Origin of the sequence: Archangium lansingense, from assembly GCF_026626635.1 — a bacterium.
In the GTDB taxonomy this organism is placed as follows: domain Bacteria; phylum Myxococcota; class Myxococcia; order Myxococcales; family Myxococcaceae; genus Archangium; species Archangium lansingense.
This window is the reverse complement of the sequence record NZ_JAPNKA010000001.1, coordinates 1,586,822-1,608,196: the sequence shown is the minus strand read 5'-3', so window position 1 is coordinate 1,608,196 and position 21,375 is coordinate 1,586,822. Positions and strand designations below refer to the sequence as shown.

The following is a 21,375-nucleotide window of genomic DNA, read 5'->3' as shown; positions in this document are numbered from 1 at the left end:
GTTGCCTTCGCCCTCGTGAAATCGGGGGCACGGACACGGTGGCAACCCGGGGTACTCGATACCCTCACCCCGTCCCTCTCCCGAGGGGAGAGGGGATGTTGGGGGGATGTTGGGGGGATGTTTGGGGGATGTTGAGGGAATTGGAGGGAGCTGGGCTCAGCGCACCGCCCAGGTGGCCGGGGGCACGTGGAAGACAAGCTCCGGCCGCTCCACCAGCGTCAGGCTCGAGGCCCCCGCCTGCAGGGAGCCCGCCAGCGTGGGCACCACCCGGAAGCGAGCACTGAAGGGCTCGGCCGCGCCTCGTGGCGGCAGGGTGAGGCTCACCGCCCCATCCTCCACCTCGTAGGACGTCACCTTCCCCTCGTTCACCAGCGCATCGAGGCTCGCGCGGTCCACCTGGACTCCCGCGGGCAGTCCCTGGCGCAGCGTGAGCGCCATCCCCGCGGGCGAGGCCGCCTGCACCGTCACCTCCGCCGGCATCCCCACCTTCACCTCCGACGGGCCCTTCACGGCAAGCTCCAGCCCGCTGCCCGCCTCGCTCGCGCGCCACGGCACGTAGGCGCCCAGCGTGAGGGAGAAGCCCAGCCCCGGCACCGCCGGCTCCGCGCGCACCGTCCACGTGTGCTTGCCCGCCGAACCGGCCGCGGCGCCCTCCAGCGCGAGCACCTCGCGCAGCGCCTTCGCGTCGAACGTGCCCTCCGTCACCACCTTGCCGTCGCGCTCCAGCACCACGCTCACCTGAGCGGGCAGCGGCTCCTTGAAGAGCGCAATTGCCGCCTGGAGGCCCACGAGGTTGGCGCGCCCGTCACCCCATCCGCGCTCGGGCCGGTAGTCCGCCAGCAGCGAGGTGCCCAGGTCCGCCAGCGGCGCCTCCTTGTCGTCCACGAGCGCCAGCACCGCGAGCGCGGTGGCCTCGGCCTCCGAGGGAACGAGCCCGTCCGAACGCACCACGCCCGGGCCCACCGGAAGGAAGGCGGAGCCATCCGGCCGCTTCTGGATGGCCTCTCGCACCTGTTTTCGCAGCGTGTCCCGCACCGAGCCGGACACGCCTCCGCTGGCCAGCACCGCCGCCGCCGTGTAGCCGTCCTGCACCCGGGACGCGTAACGCTCGAAGGCGCCCGCCACACGCGCGCCAAAGCCCGAGGCCCTGCGGCGTCCCGCGTCCGAGCCCGCCCCGGCACGCACCGCCCGAGCACAGTCCGCGGTGGACACCAGCAACCGCTGCAACGTCCACCCGTCCGCGCCCTGGCACGTCCCATCAGGCCGCTGGGCCGTGGCCACCTGTCCGGACAGACGCTCGCCCAGCCGCGCCAGCACGGGGTTGTCCGGGTGCGCCAACGCCGCCTCCGCCAGCAACGCCGCGGTGGCCACGTCCGGCGCTCGGCCTGCCCGCAGCACCCGCTGCCCGGCAATCGCCGACAGGTGCTTCAACGACTCCGCGTCCGCCGTGCCGCCCAGTGACTTCAGCAGCTCCGGCGCGCGGCCAGCGAGCAGCAACGCATAGGCATCCTCGGCCACGCCCCCGCGCCCGGACGCGGCGGACAGCTCCGCACGCAGCACCCCCAACGCCCCTGGGAAGACGAGCAACCGCACCCGCTCGCTGCCCGCCACCGCGTCCTCGGGGCCCGTGAGCTCCAGGGTGCGCGGCGCGGCCAGGGTGCCTCCGTGCGTCCGCGCCACCGGCCGGCCCGTGGGCCACACGTCGAAGGTGCGCACCACCGAGTCCGTTCCCCCCAGCGAGGCCCTCAGCGTCACCGGCCCCGGTTGGGCCGCCCGCACCGTCACGTACTCCACCACGCTGCCCGCCGCCGGCACCGTCACCGTGCGCGAGCCGCCCTCCACCGCCGCGCCCTGGGCCTCCACCTTCAGCGGGCGCGTCACCGGCGTCCCCGTGGTGTTCACCACCTGCACCGGCACGCGCACCACGTCTCCAGCGCGCAGGAAGGGAGGCAGCACCGGGTCCACGTAGGTGGGCAGCGTGCCCGCGAAGCTGCTCACCGCCCCGGCCTGCGCCCCCGAGCGCGAGTGTGCCAACGCCAGCACCCGCCAGTTCGTCAGCCGGTCCGGCACCTTCACCGGCACCGAGGCCGAGCCGGACGCATCCGTCACCACCAGCGGCTCGAAGAGGAACGTCTCGGGGAACCAGGCCCGTCCCGGCGTAGAGGCAGCCTCGGCCGGAGGCGCGGGGGGTGGGGGCGGGGGCGGCGCACCCGGCGCATCGGCCCTCATCCCAAACCCCTCCCCTCCTCCTCCCAGCAGCCCGCCAACCACTCCCCCCGCGACCTGGGCAGGGGCGGGCGCCATCGCCTCCTCCAACTCATCCCCGTCCGCCTCGCCAAACGTCTTGAGACTCTTCTTCTGCAGCCGGTTGTCAGCCGCCAGCGCATACGCGGGAGCGGACTCGTAGAGCACCAGGTTCCGCACGCACGTGTTCAGCGCGAAGCCCGCGACAAGGCACACCCCACCCAAAACGAAGTAGCGCTTCATGGCGCCTCCCGGGCGACCCACGCGCCCCAGTTCTCGACGTCCTCGGGCAGCCGCGTGCCGTTCACCACCACCGCCCGCGGGTCGGTGAGGGCGAGCAGCTCCGGCGGCAACCTCGACAGCTTCAACCGGCGGCCAAAGGCGTCCGTCACCGCCTCGCCGCGCTTCTCACAGGCCTCGAGCGCCTTCTCCCACAGCTTCGCCATCCCCGCGGGCGAGAGCGTCTCTCCCTGGGGCGCCGACTCCTCCCAGGCGCGCGCCTGCACCGCCAGCTCCGAGAGCACCCGGTAGAAGGGCTCGGTCAGCTCCACCTCCGGCTCGAAGGGCTTCGACACGGAGAGCGACACCCGCCGCTCACCACCATCCCGCTGCGGCACACCCGACACCCGCAGCAGCGTGGCAGCGGCCGCGTTGGCGCCCCGGATGCGGCCCATGGCGAGCGCTGTCCCGTCCAGCACGTCGAAGGCAGGCGACGACACCGTGGGCGCCGGACGCAGGTCGTCGAGCGCCCCCGTCCCCGGCAGCGGCACGAGCTGCGACAGGCTCTCGTCCACGCCGAAGAGGCCCACCGCTGCCGGGCCATCCTTTCCATCCACCCGCGTGTGCACCTGGAGGTGGGCCAGCTCGCCGGGCGCGTAGGCCGTCTTGTCCGGCGTCACCTCGAGCGCGAGCTGCGCGCGCGGCGCCACGTACACCCGGGCCACCGCGCCCTCCCAGGTGGCCTCGGCCCAGCCCTCGAAGTCCTCGGGCAGACGGAAGCGCACCGCCTTGTTCTCCACCTTCTCCTTCAGCTCCTTCTCCCCCGCCCGCAGGACAAGCTCCTTGGGCAGCTCCCCATGGAAGTCCGGACCGCGCAGCAGCTCCATTCGGACCTCGTCCCCCGCCCGCGCGAGCACCGGCGTGGCCCTCAGGCGCGCGCGCGGCAACCCCGCCGGCGACAGCACCAGTTTCGTCGAGCCCAGCTCCTCCTTGCCCGCCTTCGCGCTCACCCTCAGCTCGTAGCCGAGCAGCGTCGTCGCCTGGGCCACCTCACTCTCGGAGCCACCACTCGCGGGACTGGCGGTGAAGCGCACCACCCCCATGGCACTCTCCGGCTCGGCCCTCAGCACCAGCCGCGAGAAGCGGGACTGGATACAGGACAGGTGGGCAGCGGGCAGCATGCCTTGCACCTGGGGCAGGGACGACCAGCCCACCTCCACCTCACGCTGCTTCGGGCGCGTGCGCCAGGTGAGCGCGGCCGGCAGTGGAGCGGGCAACGACAGTGCGCCGGGCAGACAATCGCGTGCATCGAGCGCCGCGAGCGCCAGTGCCTCCCGCAACCCCTCGCTGGCTCCGGAGACGTCGAGCACCTGGAAGTAGAACGAGGGCAGGCCCGGGTCGAACACATTCAGGGTGAGCACCAGCATCCGCTCACGGCCGGGCGGCAACGAGCGCGCGCGCACCACCGAGGCGAGGCAGGCGGCCAGCGGCGAACCCTCCGACATCACGTCCACCACCGAGCCCCCGGCTGCCACGCGCAGGCCCAATGTCACCTGGATGGAGCCCTCCTCGGGCGGCACGAAACGCGCGCAGGGATGCAGGGACTCCAGCCATCGCTCCAGGGCGAGCTGATCCTCCAGCGCGGGCGAGTGGGTGTCCGAGAGCAGGTCCCTCACCGAGCTCAACCCCACCGGAGGAGGTGGCGGCTGGCGGCGCACCGGCATGGGCGGAATGACAACGTTGACGGGAGGGCCCGGGTCGAGCTGGAAGGCGGCGACACCGTCCTCGTCCGTCACCGCGCTCACCCCCTCGTCTCGCGGGTCCCACGCACGCTTCACGGTGAGCTCCGTGCCGGGCAGCACCTGACCATCGGCGGTGGTAGCGCGCAGGTAGACACGGTTGCTGTAGCCCTCCACCAGTCCGTCCGACAGCTCCGTCACCGTCGACACGGAGAGCGCGTCCTCGGCAAGCAGCACCGAGGCGCCACCCTGCACCTGGTCTCCCGCGGGGTCCGTCGCGGACAGCCATGCGGAGAGGGTGGCCTGGCCACGCAGGTCATAGGGCACGCGCGGCAGGGCGAGCCGGAAGCGGCCCGAGGCATCCGTGCGCGCCTTCCGGGGCAGCCCGTCCTTCGCCTTCGCGTCCAGCCACTCGAGGGGAGCGGGCCACTCGCCCGAGACATTCCAGGAGACGTCCACGGCCGCGTCCGCCACTGGCGCGCCCGAGCTGTAGACGACCCGGCCCTCGACGATGGGCGACTCACCCACCCGCCAGAAGGGCCGGGTGCTGAGCGCCTCCACGCGGAAGCGCGGCAGGGTGAAGGGCTTCACTTGAAAGGAGGCCTCGCCGGAGACATCTCCGCTCGTCCAACGCGCCGTCCACCTGCCCGTGGGCGCACCCCGGTCGAGTGGGAAGTCTCCGGCCACCACGCCCCACGGACCCGCGGGCATGCGCTGCTCCAGCACCACCTCGCCAGAGGGGTCGGTGACGAACCACGTGCCCGGGCGCCCGTCGATGGGCGAGAGATCCTTCGCGCGCAGCACCAGGGCGCGGAAGCGGACCTGATGGCCGGGCTCGTAGAGGGGCCTGTCGGTGAGGACGTGAACGCGGGCAGGGGCGTAGAGGGCCAGCGGGACCTCCTCGGTGCCGGTGCCAAGCGGCGTGGTGACGCGGGCGCGTAGCTTGTAATCCCCATCTGGCAGCGCGGGCAGCTTCACCCGGGCACGCAGGATGAAGTCATAGTCCTCCTGCTCCAAAGGCGTCTCGAGGGCGAGAGGAGACTCCTTGCCCTCGGAGTCCACGAGGAAGAGAGAGGCCTCCAGGCGCCGCACCGGTGCGCTCAGCCGCTCCCCGGCATTCTCGGTGACACCGTGGGCCAGGGCCGACACCTGAACGGCACCCGTGACCTCCCGGGCGAGCCCGTCGACACGCAGGCCCACCGTCTGCCGGAAGTTCCCATCCGGACAGCGGTTCACCTTCACGCCCTGAAAGACCCAGGCGGACACGCACACGTCCGAAGTGGCCCACCACACCAGGCCCAAGGCGAGCACCGCGGTGATGCCGAGGGCGCCCCGGCGATTGAAACGGATGTTCATCAGCTCTCCTCGGCCAGCATCCTACGCCGATGGCCAGAGAAACCGCACGCGCCCGCCCCCCCGTGGACAGCCCGGGCCCGATTTCGGCGCGGGTCACCGAGGAAGAGCCGTGTCCCTCCTGTCAGGTACTTCGGTAGGCAACAACCGGCCCTGGCGCTGGAGGAGACTGCGGGCTGGAAGGCAGTGAGCCCAGACCCCCGGGCCATGGTCCAAAACCAGCCAATGGCCAGACATTGGCGGCCCCATGCTCATACATAAAATTTTCCGCCTGGGGCGCTGGTGCGGCGCCCTATCCGTGATTGCCCTCACGGGCATCCTCTTCGGGGCCTGTGACTGGAGTGCCCAGCCTTCGGGGACGGAGTCGACCTGGGAGGAGGCGGATGAACTCGAGCCGAGGCCCACCGTCATCCCGCCAGGCGCAACCATTGTCACCTTCACCTTCGCGGACACGCTGAAGAACCAGACGAAGGTATGGCCGCTGTTCTCCGACGACTTCACCCTGGAGGCGCTCCCGGGCCCGTGAAGCCCAGCGCTCGATTCAGGGCTCGGGCAGACGGCAGGCCGCCTGCTCGATTTCTGCCCATACCCGGAAGCCCGCGCGCGCGTAGATGCACTCCGCCTCGGGGTTGCTCACCTGGAGGAAGAGCGGCGTGGTGGCCCTGCGCTGCAGCCAGGTGATCAACGCTGTCGCCAGGCCGCGCCGGCGGTAGGAGGGGTGCGTCGCCACCTCCTGCACCAGCGCACAGCCCACTCCCTCGTGGAGTGCCGCCACCGCCGCGGGCACGCCTTCGACCCGTGCGAGGTAGTAGTGCGAGGCGGGGTGAGGAACCAGCCGATCCAGGTAGCGCACCAGCCACTCGCGTCCCTCCCAGATATTGGCTGCCCCCAGGATCTCCGCCATGGCCCCGATGGTCTCCGGGCCTGCCACCTCCAGTGTGAGGCCCGAGAACAACACCGGGTGCGGACGCGAGGGCCCCGGCGCCCAGTGCATGAGGCGCAGGTGCTGGGTGTCCGTCTGGAAGCCTCGCGCCATGAGCCGCTCCACCATGTCGCCAGGTGCGCTCAGGTCATCCAACCGCACCCGCGATGTGAGACGCCGGGCACGGTAGAGCGCCACCACCTCCTCGATGGCGGCTTCCGGCGCTTCCGCTCGCAGCCAACGCGCGGTGTTCGCATCCCAGTGGTCGGGATTTCCCACGTCGTGGACGAAATATCCCCACGGCCGCGCCTCCACCGAGGCGAAACGCCGGGCCAGCGCCAGGTCCAGCTCCAGGAACTGCTGACGGAAGGCGGAATCCATGGATGCGCTCCTCGAAGCCCGCAGGCGCGAGACGTGCACTGACTGTCTACAGGAGGAGGCTACCCGCGTTCGTGATGACCCGGACGCTCAGACGGGAGAGGCGCTCGCCTGACCGCCTGCTGGCCTCTTGCACTGCCTGTGAGAGACATATAGCTTATAGGTATCCGGTTTCTGGGACTTATAAAAATAAGGTCGCTGGGCTTCACATGGACGAGCTGGACCACCGCATCGTTGATCTGCTGCAGAGGGATGGCCGGGCCACGCAGCTCGAGCTCTCTCGCTCGGTGGGGCTGTCGCAGCCGGCGGTGGCCGAGCGCATCCGCAAGCTCGAGGAGCGGGGCATCATCACCGGCTACACGGCGCGCGTGGACGCGTCGAAGCTGGGCAAGGACATCACCGCCTTCATCGGCGTGAGCATCGAGCACCCGAAGTACTTCGAGGGCTTCGCGCGCAAGGTGCTGGCGATGCCCGAGGTGCTCGAGGCGCACCGCGTCGCCGGTCAGGACTCGTACATCCTCAAGGTGCGGACCTCGAACACGAAGACGCTCGACACGCTGCTCGTGGAGACGCTGCGGACCATCTCCGGCGTCACACGCACGCACACCACCATCGTTCTGACATCCATCAAGGAGGAGACGTACGTCCACGTCTCTTCCGAAGAGCTGAAAGGAGCCTGACCATGACCGCGGCCATCAGCATTCCCGCCCCCAAGCCGTTCCCACTCGCCCAGCGGATGTCACGAATGAAGGCCTCCGCGGTCCGGGAGATCCTCAAGGTGGCCGAGCGCCCTGACGTGCTCTCCTTTGCTGGTGGGCTGCCGGCGCCCGAGCTCTTCCCAGTGGAGGCCATCGCCCAGGCGCACGCCGAGGTCTTCGCCGAGGAGGGTCGCGCCGCGCTGCAGTACAGCACCACCGAGGGCTACGGGCCGCTGCGCGAGTGGATCTGCGCCCACCTGGCCAGGCAGGGCCAGCACGCGACGACGGACCAGGTGCTCATCACCAACGGCTCGCAGCAGGGCATCGACCTGGTGGCCAAGGTGATGCTCGACCCGGGAGACGTGGTGGTGGTGGAGAACCCCAGCTACCTCGCCGCGCTGCAGACCTTCAGCGGGTACGAGGCCTCCTACGCCGTCGTGGGCAGCGATGACCAGGGCATGCGCGTGGACGAGCTGGAGGGGCTCCTCCGTGGCGCTCGCAAGCCCAAGCTCATCTACCTGGTCCCCAACTTCCAGAACCCCAAGGGCACCACCCTGTCGCTGGAGCGCCGGCACGCGCTGGTGCGCTTCGCCCAGCGCCACCGCATCCTCATCCTCGAGGACAACCCCTATGGGGAGCTGCGCTTCCGGGGCGAGCACCTGCCGTCGCTGGCCTCGCTCGACAAGGAGGGAGTGGTCGTCAGCCTGGGGACGTTCTCGAAGACGCTGGCCCCCGGGCTGCGCATCGGCTGGGCGGCGGGCCCGAAGGAGCTCGTCCGCACCCTCACCGTCGTCAAGCAGTCGGCGGACCTGCACACCGCCACGGTCGCGCAGCGAGCCACGGCGCGGCTGCTGTCTCGCTTCGACTACTACGCCAACCTGGAGAAGCTGCGCGCCGTCTACGGGGAGCGCTGCCAGTCGATGCTCACCTCGCTGGAGAAGCACATGCCCGAGGGCACCCGGTGGACGCAGCCGGACGGCGGCATGTTCCTCTGGGTGGAGCTGCCGCGAGGCATGAGCGCGGACACACTCTTCCCGATCGCGCTCGAGAAGCGCGTCGCCTTCGTGCCCGGCGCGCCCTTCTTCGCCTCCGAGCCGCGCACCGAGTTCATGCGCCTGAACTTCTCCAACCGCCCGCCGGAGCTCATCGAGGAAGGCATGCGCCGGCTCGGTGCGGTCATCGCCGCCCAGAAGTGACAAGGCCCGGGTCCACCCGGTTCAGTGAATCGAGTGGACCGGTTCCTCCGGGCCGGTGATGGACGGGACGCCCAGGGCGCGGAAGGCTTCATCGAAGGCGCCCTGGTCGAACGGTAGCTCGTCGAAGGACGTGAGCTTGCCGTTCTCGATGCGGTACACGTGGAGCAGCCTCAGCTCATACGACTCCCCGCTGTCCTGGCGGGTGAGGGTGTCGCGCAGGAACACCACGCCGCGCGTGTCATCGGCGAGCACGTCCTCGATGTTCATCTGGAGCGACGGGCCGGCGATCTGCCCGAGCTTCATGGCAATCTGCGCCAGGCCCGCGCCGTCGTAGTCGCCCGCGAGCACGTTGTCGCCGCGGAAGTGGAACTGGATGTCCGGCGAGCAGAGCGCGAGGACACCATCGAGGTTGCCTTTCCCGAACTCGGTATAGACGGCGCGAATGAGCTGCTCATGAGGATGGGCCATGACACTCCTCCCTGGCGGGTGGCGCATAGCGCCACCGGTTCTCGAGATGGAGTCCCCCTCGCGTCTTTTGTGAGCGGACCCCGGGCAGCCAACCCCTCTAGGGCCCACTCTGGCGCACGGAGCCCTCGCGCGCGAGGGAGGCATGGACACGCTCAGCGTCGATTCGGTCAGTCCGCGGTGCCCGCGGCCGACTTGCGATAGGCGCTCGGCGTCTGTCCGTGGTGCTCCTTGAAGAGCGCGGTGAACGTGGATGGATCCTCGTATCCCACTCGGTGAGCGATCTGGGAGACGGCGTCGTTGCTGGAGAGCAGCAGCGCTCGCGCCCGCGCCAACCGAATGTCGGTGAGGTACGCCGACAGGGTTTGCCCGGTTGCTTCGAGGAAGCGTCGCCGCAGGTTGCGCGGACTCATGTGCACCATGCGGGCGGCTTCCTTCGCGGAGATGGGCTGGCCGTAGCGTGCTTCGAGCCATTCCTGCATGTCGCGCGCGGTCACGATCCTCCCCGTGACGGTGAGGCGCAGGTCGCTCGTCCAGTCGACACCCGGATACTGGCGCCGGCAGCGGTCCAGGCAGGCCCAGTGGGTCGTGGCCGTGTGGCCCTGGAGCAGACCTGTCTCCGCGAGCAGCCAGCTCCCCGTGGTCATCGTGAGCACCGAGCATCCTCGGGCATGTTGCCGGGTAATCCAGTCCGCCAATCCCGGCGGATGCCCCTCTGGCTCCAGGAAGTGGACCGCCCTCGACGGAAGGATGATCACGTCCACGTCCGTGCGGTCCCAGCTCTCCTCCGCGCGAATCGCCATCCCACTTGCCGTAGGCACGTCTCCCGGCCGCGCGCCCAGGAACCGGGCCTCGATGCCGCCGCTGCCGGGTCGCGCCCGCGAGATGGCCGACGCGATGTGGAGAACATCCCTGGCGAGGCTCGCGCTCGAGCCCCAGACACCTGGATAGAGGCAGATGCCAACGTGGGCGAGCCGCTTGGATGTTGTCCGTTTTGCCATGGTTTTCGTCCGCCGGCCCTCTGGGCGAACCGCCCCGTGCGAGCCATCCTGCGGACCATGGAAGCACATGCAAACAGCAGGGACTATTTCGAGAAGGATCTCCTCGCGCGCGAGCTGGGGCTCGAGCTGGTGGAAATCAGTCCGGGGGCCGCACGTGTCCGCTTACCCACATCCTCACGTCGGCTGAACGGGCTCGGGACGACGCACGGTGCCTTGATCTTCGCGCTGGCCGACATCGCCTTCGCCACGGCCTGCAACTCCCATGGCCAAACGGCCATCGGCATCCAGGCCAACATCACCTACCTGTCCGCCTCGGGCGACGGCCCCCTGGAGGCGCGAGCCCGCGAGCTCTCACGCGGGCGGAAGCTGGCCACGTACGAAGTGCGCGTGCTCGATTCGGAGGAGCGACAGGTCGCGGCCTTCCAGGCGACCGCGTACTTGAGGTGACGACGCGACGCTCTGCACACGCCCTTTCGTATGCCGACACGCTGAGCCCTCGGCGAATGTGAGCGAAGCCAGGAGCAGGGGTCTCATGGCCTCGTCTCTAGCTCTGGGCTCACCGTTCAGAGGGCAGGCTGCTGGGGCCTATTTCACGAACAGGGTGCACCGGAGGGAGGAAATCCGCGGAGGTAATAATCCTCACGGCCCCCGTCTTCTTCACAGCCGCCCAGAGGCGGTCATCCATCCCACAAGGAATGGCACACCATGAAGAAGACCCTGCTTTTGTCCCTGTTTTCCCTGACGCTCGGGCTGCTCCCCGAGGTCGCGTCGGCTCGGAGCGTCTCCGCGTTCAATGGCCTGGCGAGCCACCCCTCGGAGGCGAGTTGCTGGAACCATGGCTTTGGAGGCATCACCAACAACTGCACCGCGACTCGGCGGTGGTGCATGCCGCTGACCGTGGACCCCGCAGGTTCGTACAACGTGTACATCGCCGCCTACGGGGCCTCCCCCAGCAACAACGTGGGCTGCTTCGCCACGGGCGTCAACCGTGAGCTGACCGCGGCGTGGAGCTCGGCGACGACCTACCTGCCGGCGTTCGGCTCCAGCCAGGTGATCTCACTCTCAGGCGCCTACGTTCCCCCTGGTGGCTCGCTCTACGCGTGCTGCGATGTCGCGCCCGGGGGCCGGCTCAACAACGTCCTCTGGTGAGAGCCGAAGCATCCACCTCCAGGGGGGCTGCTCGCCCCCTGGAGCCCACCGCCGGAGTGTGTATGAAGAAGATCGTTCCCTACGCCCTCGTGCCGCTGCTGGGACTCGTGGCCTGGACGCTCTGGGCCCACCACGAGCGCGCCGCGGAGCTGGAGCAAGCCCGGGCCGAGATGAGCGAGCTGCGGGCCTCGATGCAGCAGCAAGCCCGGCAGAACGCGGCGGAGGTGGCCACGGCGCGCCAACTCCTGGAGCAGACCACCCAGGTGCAGGTGCAGACGGCACGCCGGCTCGCGGCAGCCGAGGCCCAGGCACCAACAGCGAGCACGGAGAAGGCCGCCCCGGCCTCACCTCCAGACGTTGCCCTCGCGCCCGAGGCTCCGACGCCTCGCGAGATCAGTGACCATGTGGAGGAGGTCTTCTACCAGGAGCCGTCGGATCCTCAGTGGGAGGCCTCCGCCGTGCAGGGCCTGCGAGACCGGCTGACGACCCTGCTTCCAGAGAAGGCTCAGGTGCGCTCCCTCGAGTGCCACAGCTCCTTGTGCCGGCTCGAACTCTCATTCTCGGAGGAGGAGCAGCTTCAGCGGTTCATGAGCGGGCAGACTCAAGGCGAGGGGCTCTGGAAGGGCGCCTCGATGACCTTCCGGGAGGAGAACACCGGGGCGGAGGTGGTCGCCGTCTCCTATCTGGTGCGCGAGGGGCACTCGCTGCCGTTTCCCCCCGAGGGAAGATGAGACCTGAGCCTGCCCCACGTTGCCCGGGGCAAGCCCACCCAAGCCGTGACTGGTGACAACAGACACCAGTGGTGACTGCACTCTCCAGGGGGCTCCGGTGTCTGCCGTCATCACCGAGGCCTTCCCGCGGGTCCGCCTCCGCGTAAACCCGCGGAATCCCGTTCGTCTCCGGGCCCATCCGCCCTGGCACGGGCGCTGCATTAACGCCTTCACATCAAGGCGTTCCCCTCTCGCGGCAGCAAGCCCCTTCCCTCCCGGAGACAAGTCCATGCGTATCGGCAAGAACTTCCCGAAGCTCTCGATCCCCGACCTCAAGGGCCCCAGCAAACTCCCGGGCAAGACGCCCGACATCAAGCCGGACACCAAGCCCACGTTCTCGCCCCGCCCGGACATCAACGGCAACCTCCCGGGCAAGAAGCCCGACGTCACGCCGGACAGCAAGCCCACGTTCTCGCCTCGCCCGGACATCAACGGCAACCTCCCGGGCAAGACGCCCGACATCAAGCCGGACACCAAGCCCACGTTCTCGCCCCGCCCGGACATCAACGGCAACCTCCCGGAAATGAAGAGGCCGGATTTCAAGCTCGATGGGTTCGACAAGCCCATGGGTGGGCTGGACAAGCTCAAGCCGAACGGCCTCGGCGGCCTGGGTAATGAGTTCGGTGGTCTCGGCAACAAGCTCGGCGGCATCGGCAACGGGCTCGGCAATGGTCTGTCGGCCGTGGGTGATGTCGTCGGTGGAGTGGCGAGCGGTGCGGCCGGGCTCGTCGGCGCGGGCCTCGAGGCGGCCACCATGCTGCCCGGCGCCCTGGGCATGATGGACCCGTACGCCCTGGCCGGTGGCCCGCAGATGGACCCGTACGCCCTGGCTGGTGGCCAGCAGGCGATGGACCCGTACGCTCTGGCCGCTGGCCCGCAGATGGACCCGTACGCTCTGGCCGCTGGCCCGCAGATGGACCCGTACGCTCTGGCCGCTGGCCCGCAGATGGACCCGTACGCTCTGGCCGCTGGCCCGCAGATGGACCCGTACGCCGCCGGTGGCCTGCCCCAGGAGCTGGGCTCCCCGACGGCGTCCGCCCCTCAGCAGTCGGACCTGGGGAACCTCCTCAACTCGGTGGCCAACGTGCTCAGCGCCGCGACCCAGGCCCTCGACACCGTGAAGGGGCTCGTGGACCAGGGGGCGACCCAGACCCTGAAGAAGGCTGCCACCGAGGTCGCGCCCCAGCTGGCGAATGTCGTCTCGCAGAGGATCGGGCTGGCGGGCGCCGCGGCCCAGCCGGAAGCGACCTCCGCGAACTGATGGGTCACAGGCAGACCCAACTCCGAACCACGGTGCTCCCATGACCATCCGATTCCGGCCGCCCCGAGTGAACCTCCCCCAGCCGACGAGCATTCGGCCTAGCTCTACCCCGGGCAGTACTCCGACGAGCCTCAACCCCATCAAGAGCTCGCCGAGCGGGCTCCAGAATCACCGGACCCAGGGGAGCACCGACGGCTTCGACAGCCAGCTCCGGACCCCAGCGCCCTCCCGTCGTCCGGAGCTGACGGGAACCCTGGCGGAGATGCGAGTCCCCGTGGAGCAGGCCATGGGTCCGGCCCTCTCGTCGGGCAAGCACAGCACCACCGCCGCCCAGAAGCTCGACCTGAACGCGCCCCTCTCGCACCCCGACGCGCCAGAGTTCCAGAAAGCCTTCACCGCGCTCGGCATGAGCGAGGCGAAGACCGCAGAGGTCTGGAGCGACATCCTCCACGGCGTGAAGCGCCAGGAGCAGATCCGGGCCGACGTGAAGACGAGCCGGACCACGCCCTCGACCCTGGACAAGCCCAAGCCGGACACCTCCAACCCGCACTACGAGAAGGTCGCCCAGGAGCTGGGACCCCACCTGCGCATCGAGGAGGGCCAGGGACCGCTGGCGCTCTGGTCGGGCGGCTACGATGTGAGCAAGCACGCCCAGCTGAAGGGCTACACCACGCTGGAGAGCACACCGGCCGGCCGGGCGCTCTCGGGGTTGGAGATCTACAAGGACCCCAAGGCCGTCACGCCGATGTGGAACCACCTCTCCGAGGAGTTCGTGAGGCAGAACCCGCAGGGGCCGGCACACGCCTTCATGCGGACCCATGATCCAAAGAGCGTGCTCTACCGCCAGGAGCTCCAGACCCTCGAACAGCTCTCGCCCAATCGCCCCGTGGTCTTCCATCCGCTCGTGGGGGACAAGCTGCAGGACCTCCAGGCCGTCCGGCCGGACAAGACGCTCGGTCCCGACTCGGCGTATGCGAGCGAGGCGGAGGCGCGCAAGGCACTCAAGGACTACCTCTCCCAATCGCAGAGCGAGTCCTTCTCGGCCCAGTCCATGAAGATCCTCTGAGCAGCTCACGGCGGAACGGCTGGATGGGCTCGGACCTGGTCCGACCGCTATGCTCCGTCCCATGGGTCTCGACCTGACATTCGAATTCAGCGAGTCCGGCGGCAAGGCCGGGCCGTCCGCTGCTCAGCCACCCGCTGTGACGCAGGTGCGACTGCGGCGGGAGTGGATCCGCTACCAGGACTCCGAGGGGAAGGACGTCATCCTGGACTTCGCTCGCCGCCGCCTCATCGAGGTCGACGAGGCCGCGCGCACCTACGTGGACGAGTCGCTCTATCCCATCGTCGGCTTCCGGCACATGGAGCTGCCCAACCGCGACCACATCCATTCCGTCATCACGGCCGGGGGCGGGGATGCGTCCGACTTCGCGCCCATCATGACGGAGCACCACCTGTCGGTGCTCGACCCGGAGCGAAAGCGGACCATCGACGGGGTGAAGCCCACCGGGCTCGGCGGGCGCTTGCGGTCCGTCTTCTCCAAGCCAGCACGGAGCGACATCACGGTCGAGTCCACCCAGGGACACACGGTGTTCAGCATCGCCGAGGGACGCCGACTGTTCGCGTACTCGGAAGGTGGCAAGAGCGTCGAACCCGACATCGCCCGGCGGTTCGTCCAGTTCCTGCGGTATCGCTTCTACGGCCATCCGCTCATCCTCGAACGGCTGGCCTCCGAGGGCAGCATCCCCAGGGAGATTCGCCAGGATGCCTGTCATCCCCAGGGGATGCCGTACAGCACCGTGACGCTGCGCCTCAAGGCCGTGGACGCGGTGCCCGAGACCGTGATGTCCCTCGACGGTTATCGCCGGGTGATGACTCCGAGGGAGTCGCCTGAAATCGACTCCGCCCTCGAGCGTGTGACGCTCGGAGAGGTGCCCAACCCTGAAGAGGTGATGGCCCGGAGGATGGCGGAGGCCGAGGAGTCCGCCGAGGCCGGCCGCCGGCTCGAGATGGTGCTCACCCTGTTCGAGCTCTCCCTGGAGACCGGTGATAAGTTGCCAGGGTTTGGGGAGGCCATACAGCGTGACCCGGACGTGCAGGTGCGGCGGCTGGTGGACGCGCTGACGCGGCAGCCGAACAACGAGGCGGAGGCCCGGGCTCAGGCCGCGACCTACGTCGAGCTGCGCGAGCCCGCGGGACGCAAGGCGCATGTGCTCGGGACCTTCGAGGCCACGACCCGGCGCTTGCTGCGCGAGCTGGATGAGGCGCGCGCGCTGCTGCTGAAGGCCATCGAGGGCAACCCGTTCCTCGCCGGGGCGTACAAGGACCTCGGAGACCTCTATCTGGGTGGCTATGAGGCGCGGCTGGCCTGGCTGTGCTGGGAGGCGGCGCGGAGGCTCGCGCCGGAGCTGTCGCTGGTGAATGACATCCGCGCCTGGGAGGAGCGGCTGGCCACCGAGCATCCGGAGTACTTCTGACCAGCACGCACCTGAACCCCTCTAACCCGGCGGATCGGGTTGGGGATTGAAGCCACCCCGAATGTTCGTCTTGACCTTCATGTGCCTGCTCCTCGGTTGTGCTGCGTTTCGTCCGGACTGAGCACGGGGTGCGGTTTTGTGATGCGTGCCCGAGCGGGGGAGCACCCAGGCGGGCGCCCCCCTCCGGTCTTGCCCCGCTCATCACCTGGGAGGCCGCTGCAACTGAAACTGGCTTTGCTGCTTGAGTCAGCTTCTCGCGCTCACTACGTTGACACTCGGGCCCCAAAAGGAGCGGTGCACACGTGAGAGTGACTTCTGCCTCATTACCGAGGTGCGGTGCACTGTGGACGCTGCTGATGCTGGGCGCGCTGTTCATCCCGGACCAGGCGGCCCGGGCCGAAGTGGTAACTCCCGTGGAAGATGTGAGCGGCTTCCTCAGGAATCCCGCCATGGGATGGGTGCTGTACCTGGAAGATTCGTCTTCGGGCTGGCCTGATCCGACCCTCTATTGGAATCAGCAGGATCCAAACCGCCACAAGGCGAGCATCCTGTACCTCCGTGTCCCGTGGTCGCGCATGGAGCCGACCGAAGGAAACTACGTCTGGAACAGCGACGCCAACTACAAGCAGCTCATCCAGATGACGCGGGACCGAGGCTTGAAGCTGGCGTTCCGCATCATCGTGGACAGCCAGGACTGCAGCTCGCAGGCGACGCCGCAGTTCGTCTTTGACGCGGGGGCGCAGGGTTATCCCAGTGGGAATCCAGCATTCAAGACGCCCTACGTGACGGACCCCGTCTTCAGGACAAAGTTCCAGAACTTCGTCCAGGCGTTCGCGCTGCAGTACGACAACCCCGCGGTGGTCGATTTCATCGATGCCCAGGGGCTCGGCTGGTGGGGAGAGATGCACCATCTCGACTACCTGGGCCCAGTGCAGAGTCAGGAGGTCTTCCAATGGTTGGTCAACCTCTACGCCTCGCGTTTCAAAAAGGTGGTCCTGGGCGGCCAGTACGGCCCGAACTCCTTCGACTACGCGGTGCAGGAATGGGCGCTCAATGAAAAGGGCTACGTGATTCGCAGGGACAGTTACGGCAGCCCGATCTACCTGCCACAGCTGGACAAGAACAAGCTCAAGTCCCACTTCCCGAGTGTCCCCATCTTCGCAGAGAACTGCTACCAGGGCCTGGGGCACTGGCTGGAATCCTGCGATCGCATGACGAGCCCGTGGAGCGATGTGATGCACCGGGTCTTCAACGATGCCATGGAGACCCACGCCAACACGCTCGACCTGAGGGGGCCGTATGATGCCTCATACTGGATGACCCACTACCCGGGCCTGGTTCAGGACTTCGCCGTCCGGGGCGGCTATCGTTTCGTCCTGACCCAGGCTTCCTTTCCGGGAAGCATCGTCTCCGGCGGTGAGTACACGGTGAGCCACACGTGGAAGAACACCGGCGTGGGCAAGCTGCCCAACGATCTGCCCAACTGGAGCTACAAGTACAAGCTGGCCTTCGCGCTCCTGGACCAGACCTCCGGGCAGCCCGTCTACACCCTCGTGGATCCGGCGGAGCCCGCCGACTGGCTCGGGGGACAGCTCTACAGCTACTCCACGGCCATGAGCTTCGTGGGAGTCCCGGCCGGGACGTACGACTTCGCGGTGGCCATCCTGAACCGGGACAACGCCGCCCGGCCGGAGCTCAAGCTGGCCATCACGAACCCCACCTCTCCAGACGGTTGGTACAAGCTGGGGACGACCGTCGTCACCGGGAGCAGCGCGGGCTACGCGGTGCAGACCGGAGCGGCGGCGTTCACCACGGAGTCCACTGGCAATGGAGCCATCCAGGTTGTCGCGGACGGCAATGACACGAGCATCTGGGCCAGCACCCCGCAGGTCGGCCTTCCGCAGGTCGTGGAGCTCCACTGGGGTGGCCGGACGGTCTCCACGAATGGGGTCTCCCTGTCGACGTCCTACGGCCAGGGTCAGGGTATCACCCACGTGGACGTGGAGTACTTCGATGGGCGGCGGTGGAAGCCCATCCTCAAGGATCAGCACCTCTCCTGGGCTACCAATGGCAGCGCCATCGAGACTCAGGAGCTCCCTTTCGGCGTGTATGTCTCCACGAAGAGCCTGAGGCTCAAGATTCACGGCGCGAACCTCTTCTGGGGGGTCTACGCGCTGTCCGAGTTCAAGGTGTGGGGGCGGCTTTCCGCCAACGTAGCCCCCGTCCAGAACATCGCACCGAACGCCGTGGCCTCCACCACCGCGACCACCCAACCTGCGTTCGGCAGCGTGCAGACCTTGATTGACGACGTGGACGGGACAACCTGGTCATCTCTCGCCGGAGTCACCTTTCCGCAGTACATCACGCTCGACTTCGGCCACCAGACCTTCCGGACCCAGAAGCTCACGCTGGCCACCCACTATGGAATGGGCCAGGGCATCACCCTGCTCGACGTGGAGTACTGGAACAGCGGCAGGTGGAACACCGCCGCCACCGGCGTGGCCCTCACCTGGAACAGCAACACGTCCACCGTGGAGTATCGAGACATCCCTTTGCCGGACATCTCTGGCAGCAAGCTGCGACTCAAGGTCCGTCAAGCGAACCTGCAATGGGGCAGCTTCTCCGCGAATGACCTCCGGCTCTGGGGCTCCGGCTCCTTGAGCGGCCGTACCAATGTCGCGAAGTATGCCGTCGCCAGCACGACGTTCGCCTCCGACTACCCCATCTACAACGTCAATGACCAGGACGACGGCTCCCCGTGGGCCAGCACGGCGGACGCGAGCTTTCCCGGCTACCTCGTCCTGGACTTTGGTACCAGGCAGGTGACCACGGGGAGAATCACCCTCGTGACCCACTATGGCCAGGGTCAGGGGCCCACCCAGGTGGACGTGCAGTCCTACGTGAGCGGTCTCGGGTGGGTGGACCTCCACAATGCCTCGCTGACCTGGAACTCGAACACGGAGGCCCTGGAGTCTCGGCATCTCGAATTCAGCGGTGTCACCACGTCGCGATTGAGGCTGAAGGTCAACAGCTCCAACCGACAGTGGGGAAACACCACTCTCGACGAATGGAAGGTCTCCGGCTGGGTCCAGTAAGGAGGGCCTCGCGCTCGAATATCGCTCGCTGATCGCCCGCCGAGGGGGTGCTGTTCGATGGGAGCACCCTGTGGGACCCGAAGGCTCAGGGGCTCGCGGGCAGCTGGTCGTACACCTCGGACGCCGCCAGGTAGCTGCTGCCGCTGTTCCGTCCCCCCACGACGAGCACCTGGCCATTGGGCAGCAACGTGGCCTCATGCTCGAGGCGCGGCGAGGACATGGAGGGCGCGGCGATCCAGGCTCCCGTGGCCGGGTCATACACCTCCGCCGTCGCCTGGTAGCTGCTGCCGTTGAATCCCCCCGCGACGAGCACCTTGTCCGACGTGAGCCGGGTCGCCGTGTGGTAGTTGCGTGCCACGTTCATGGTGCCGGTGGGACTCCAGGTACCCGTGGCCGGGTCGTACAGCTCCGCGGTCGCCAGGACGCCACTGCCGCTGCCTCCTCCCGAGACGAGCACCTTGCCGTTGGAGAGCAGCGTCGCCGTATGGTCCTGGCGCGGTGTGGCCATGGAGCCGGTGGGGCTCCAGGTGCCAGTGGCCGGGTCATACACCTCCGCGGTCAGGACGCCACTGCCTCCCGCGACGAGCACCTTGCCGTTGGAGAGCAGCGTCGCCGTATGCCAGCCGCGAGCGGTGGTCATGGCGCCCGTCGCGGTCCACCTTCCCGTGCTCGGGTCGTACACCTCCGCCGTCGCCAGCGGGGCGCCACTGCCACCCTGGCCTCCCGCGACGAGCACCCTGCCCGACGAGAGCCGGGTCGCCGTGTGGTGGTAGCGCGCCAGGGACAGGGCGCGGGTGCTGCTCCAGGTGCCCGTGGCCGGTGCGTACAGCTCCGCGGTCGCCAGGATGCCACCGTTGCCGGCTCCCCCCGCGACGAGGAGCTGGCCGTTGGAGAGCGGCGTCGCGGTATGCCAGGAGCGCGCCGAGGCCATATCGGCAATGGGGCTCCAGGTGCCCGTGGCCGGGTTGTACACCTCCGCCTTCGCCATATGGCCGCCGTAATTGGCGCCCCCCGCGACGAGCACCAGGCCGTTGGAGAGCAGCGTCGCCGTATGGACGCTACGCGACAGGCTCATCGCGCCCCTGGGGAGCCAACGCGTCGACCCGCATGCCGGCGGGCCCGTCACCGTGAAGCTCCGGGTCACCTGGAGTCCTAAGGCATTGGTGACGATGGCGGTGGGGCTGGGGGTCGTGCCCGGAAGGAGGCACACAGGCGCCGTCCAGCCCACCCGGCTGCTGGAGCCATCCGACGTGGGCGTGCCGAACGTGCCGAGGTTGGCCGCCCAGGCGAAGGTGAGCGCGGAGCCCGCCGGGTCGCTCGCCCCCACCTCGAAGGTGAGCGTCTGCGCATCCTTCGCCGTCAGGCCCGACTGGAAGGAGCGTGTCACCGTGGGCGGCACGCTCCGGGGACTCGCCGCCACGCACAGCGCGAGTCTGCCCGTGTTCTGTGCTCCCCGGCCGTCCTTCACCACCACGCTCACCTGACAGTTGTTGCACGCCTCCGGAGGCAGGGCCGAGGGCGTGAAGGTGGCCTTGGAGGAAGTGGCGCCCGTGAAGGTGCCCGCGCACGTGGCGCTCCACTGGTAGCCGAGCGTGTCGCCCTCCGCGTCCTGGGCGAGGACGGACAGCGCCGTCGTCTGGCCCACGTCCAGGAGGGACTGGGAGGAGGTCAGGCCCACCAGCGTGGGGGCGGAGTTGAAGCCCACCACCACCTCCCCGGCACCCGTGGTCGGGGAGACCGTCACCTCGACGAACGTGGCCAGGGTCGCGCCGCGCGAGTCGCTCAGGGTGAGCGTCAGGCGCACGAGGCCGGGGGTGGAGGGCGCGGTCCAGGTGGTGCTCGCCTGGTCTGGCGTGGAGAAGGTGCCCGAGGGGGCCGACCAGGCGTAGCTCACCGTGTCGCCCGCGTTCGGGTCATGCGCGGTGACGGAGAGGGAGAGGGTGCCGCCCGTGAGCACGGTGGCGGGAGTGGCCACCAGGGAGTCGACCACCGGGGCCTCGTTGGTGAAGGGCGGGGGCGGGGTGAGCTCCTGGAGGGTGATGGACACGAGCCCCGTGGCGCCGGCGATGACGGTGACGTTCTCGGCGCGGCCCTCGTAGCGCAAGGTGTCGGAGGAGGTGAAGGCCTGGGCGAGGAAGGTGCGCTCCGGGCCCGCCGGAAGCTCCCCGACGAGGCCGCCCCACGTGCCGTCGGTCAGCAGGAGGTCGGCGGAACGCGAGGCCATGTCGGAACCGGACACCGTCACGGTGACACGCGAGATGTCACCGGGCGCCGCGGTGGGCGTGGCGATGAGCAGCCGCATCGTGCCGGTGGAGGACGTACCGGGGGGGGTCGGCGGGGAATCGGTACAGCCCACGAGCAGGGCGAGCACGAGCGGGAGAACCGCGAAGGCAGGCAGTCGGAACACG

At 68.8% G+C, this 21,375-nt stretch carries 16 protein-coding genes; 10 read left to right on the top strand and 6 right to left on the bottom strand.

Features of this window, described 5'->3' with window-relative positions:
• Positions 1-156 precede the first annotated feature (156 nt).
• Complete coding sequence (locus OV287_RS06510) at positions 157-2,487, bottom strand: alpha-2-macroglobulin family protein (protein ID WP_267533113.1); 2,331 nt, start codon at positions 2,485-2,487, stop codon at positions 157-159.
• Positions 2,484-5,558: an MG2 domain-containing protein gene (locus OV287_RS06505; protein ID WP_267533112.1), complete on the bottom strand. Its 3,075-nt coding sequence runs from the start codon at positions 5,556-5,558 to the stop codon at positions 2,484-2,486. The genes OV287_RS06510 and OV287_RS06505 overlap by 4 nt, the downstream gene beginning before the upstream one ends.
• A 295-nt stretch (positions 5,559-5,853) precedes the next feature.
• On the opposite strand from OV287_RS06505, the gene OV287_RS06500 reads away from it, so the two are divergent.
• The gene (locus OV287_RS06500; RefSeq protein WP_267533111.1) at positions 5,854-6,081 is read left to right on the top strand and encodes a hypothetical protein; all 228 of its coding nucleotides are present in this window, start codon (positions 5,854-5,856) and stop codon (positions 6,079-6,081) included.
• A gap of 15 nt (positions 6,082-6,096) precedes the next feature.
• Here the strand turns inward: OV287_RS06500 and OV287_RS06495 are convergent, their stop codons facing one another.
• Positions 6,097-6,858, bottom strand: coding sequence for a GNAT family N-acetyltransferase (locus OV287_RS06495; protein WP_267533110.1), 762 nt, complete (start codon positions 6,856-6,858; stop codon positions 6,097-6,099).
• Between the two features lie 206 nt (positions 6,859-7,064).
• Between OV287_RS06495 and OV287_RS06490 the strand changes: the two genes are divergently transcribed.
• Together OV287_RS06490 and OV287_RS06485 are read left to right on the top strand one after the other, a co-directional pair.
• The gene (locus OV287_RS06490) at positions 7,065-7,535 is read left to right on the top strand and encodes an Lrp/AsnC family transcriptional regulator (RefSeq protein ID WP_267533109.1); all 471 of its coding nucleotides are present in this window, start codon (positions 7,065-7,067) and stop codon (positions 7,533-7,535) included.
• Positions 7,536-7,537: 2 nt separating this feature from the next.
• Positions 7,538-8,749: an aminotransferase-like domain-containing protein gene (locus OV287_RS06485; protein ID WP_267533108.1), complete on the top strand. Its 1,212-nt coding sequence runs from the start codon at positions 7,538-7,540 to the stop codon at positions 8,747-8,749.
• Positions 8,750-8,770: 21 nt separating this feature from the next.
• Here the strand turns inward: OV287_RS06485 and OV287_RS06480 are convergent, their stop codons facing one another.
• Positions 8,771-9,217 (bottom strand): nuclear transport factor 2 family protein, encoded by a 447-nt coding sequence (locus OV287_RS06480; RefSeq protein WP_267533107.1) that lies wholly within the window; start codon positions 9,215-9,217, stop codon positions 8,771-8,773.
• 167 nt (positions 9,218-9,384) lie between these two features.
• The gene (locus OV287_RS06475) at positions 9,385-10,215 is read right to left on the bottom strand and encodes a GlxA family transcriptional regulator (protein WP_267533106.1); all 831 of its coding nucleotides are present in this window, start codon (positions 10,213-10,215) and stop codon (positions 9,385-9,387) included.
• 57 nt (positions 10,216-10,272) lie between these two features.
• Here OV287_RS06475 and OV287_RS06470 point away from each other — a divergent pair, with 57 nt between their 5' ends.
• The 7 genes from OV287_RS06470 (at position 10,273) to OV287_RS06440 (ending at position 18,967) form a co-directional block, all read left to right on the top strand.
• Complete coding sequence (locus OV287_RS06470) at positions 10,273-10,662, top strand: PaaI family thioesterase (protein ID WP_267533105.1); 390 nt, start codon at positions 10,273-10,275, stop codon at positions 10,660-10,662.
• A 258-nt stretch (positions 10,663-10,920) separates the two neighbouring features.
• Positions 10,921-11,364: a hypothetical protein gene (locus OV287_RS06465; RefSeq protein WP_267533104.1), complete on the top strand. Its 444-nt coding sequence runs from the start codon at positions 10,921-10,923 to the stop codon at positions 11,362-11,364.
• Between the two features lie 62 nt (positions 11,365-11,426).
• The gene (locus OV287_RS06460; RefSeq protein ID WP_267533103.1) at positions 11,427-12,095 is read left to right on the top strand and encodes a hypothetical protein; all 669 of its coding nucleotides are present in this window, start codon (positions 11,427-11,429) and stop codon (positions 12,093-12,095) included.
• Positions 12,096-12,363: 268 nt separating this feature from the next.
• On the top strand, positions 12,364-13,395 hold the full coding sequence (locus tag OV287_RS06455; RefSeq protein ID WP_267533102.1) for a hypothetical protein: 1,032 nt from the start codon (positions 12,364-12,366) through the stop codon (positions 13,393-13,395).
• Positions 13,396-13,435: 40 nt separating this feature from the next.
• On the top strand, positions 13,436-14,461 hold the full coding sequence (locus OV287_RS06450) for a ferredoxin reductase domain-containing protein (RefSeq protein WP_267533101.1): 1,026 nt from the start codon (positions 13,436-13,438) through the stop codon (positions 14,459-14,461).
• A 49-nt stretch (positions 14,462-14,510) separates the two neighbouring features.
• Positions 14,511-15,872: a tetratricopeptide repeat protein gene (locus OV287_RS06445; RefSeq protein ID WP_267533100.1), complete on the top strand. Its 1,362-nt coding sequence runs from the start codon at positions 14,511-14,513 to the stop codon at positions 15,870-15,872.
• Positions 15,873-16,174: 302 nt separating this feature from the next.
• Entirely contained in the window at positions 16,175-18,967 is a 2,793-nt protein-coding gene (locus OV287_RS06440; RefSeq protein WP_267533099.1) for a discoidin domain-containing protein, read from the top strand.
• 85 nt (positions 18,968-19,052) lie between these two features.
• On the opposite strand, the gene OV287_RS06435 is transcribed toward OV287_RS06440, so the two are convergent.
• A complete protein-coding gene (locus tag OV287_RS06435) occupies positions 19,053-21,374 on the bottom strand; it encodes a Kelch repeat-containing protein (RefSeq protein ID WP_267533098.1) in 2,322 nt (773 codons plus the stop codon).
• Position 21,375: the final 1 nt, after the last annotated feature.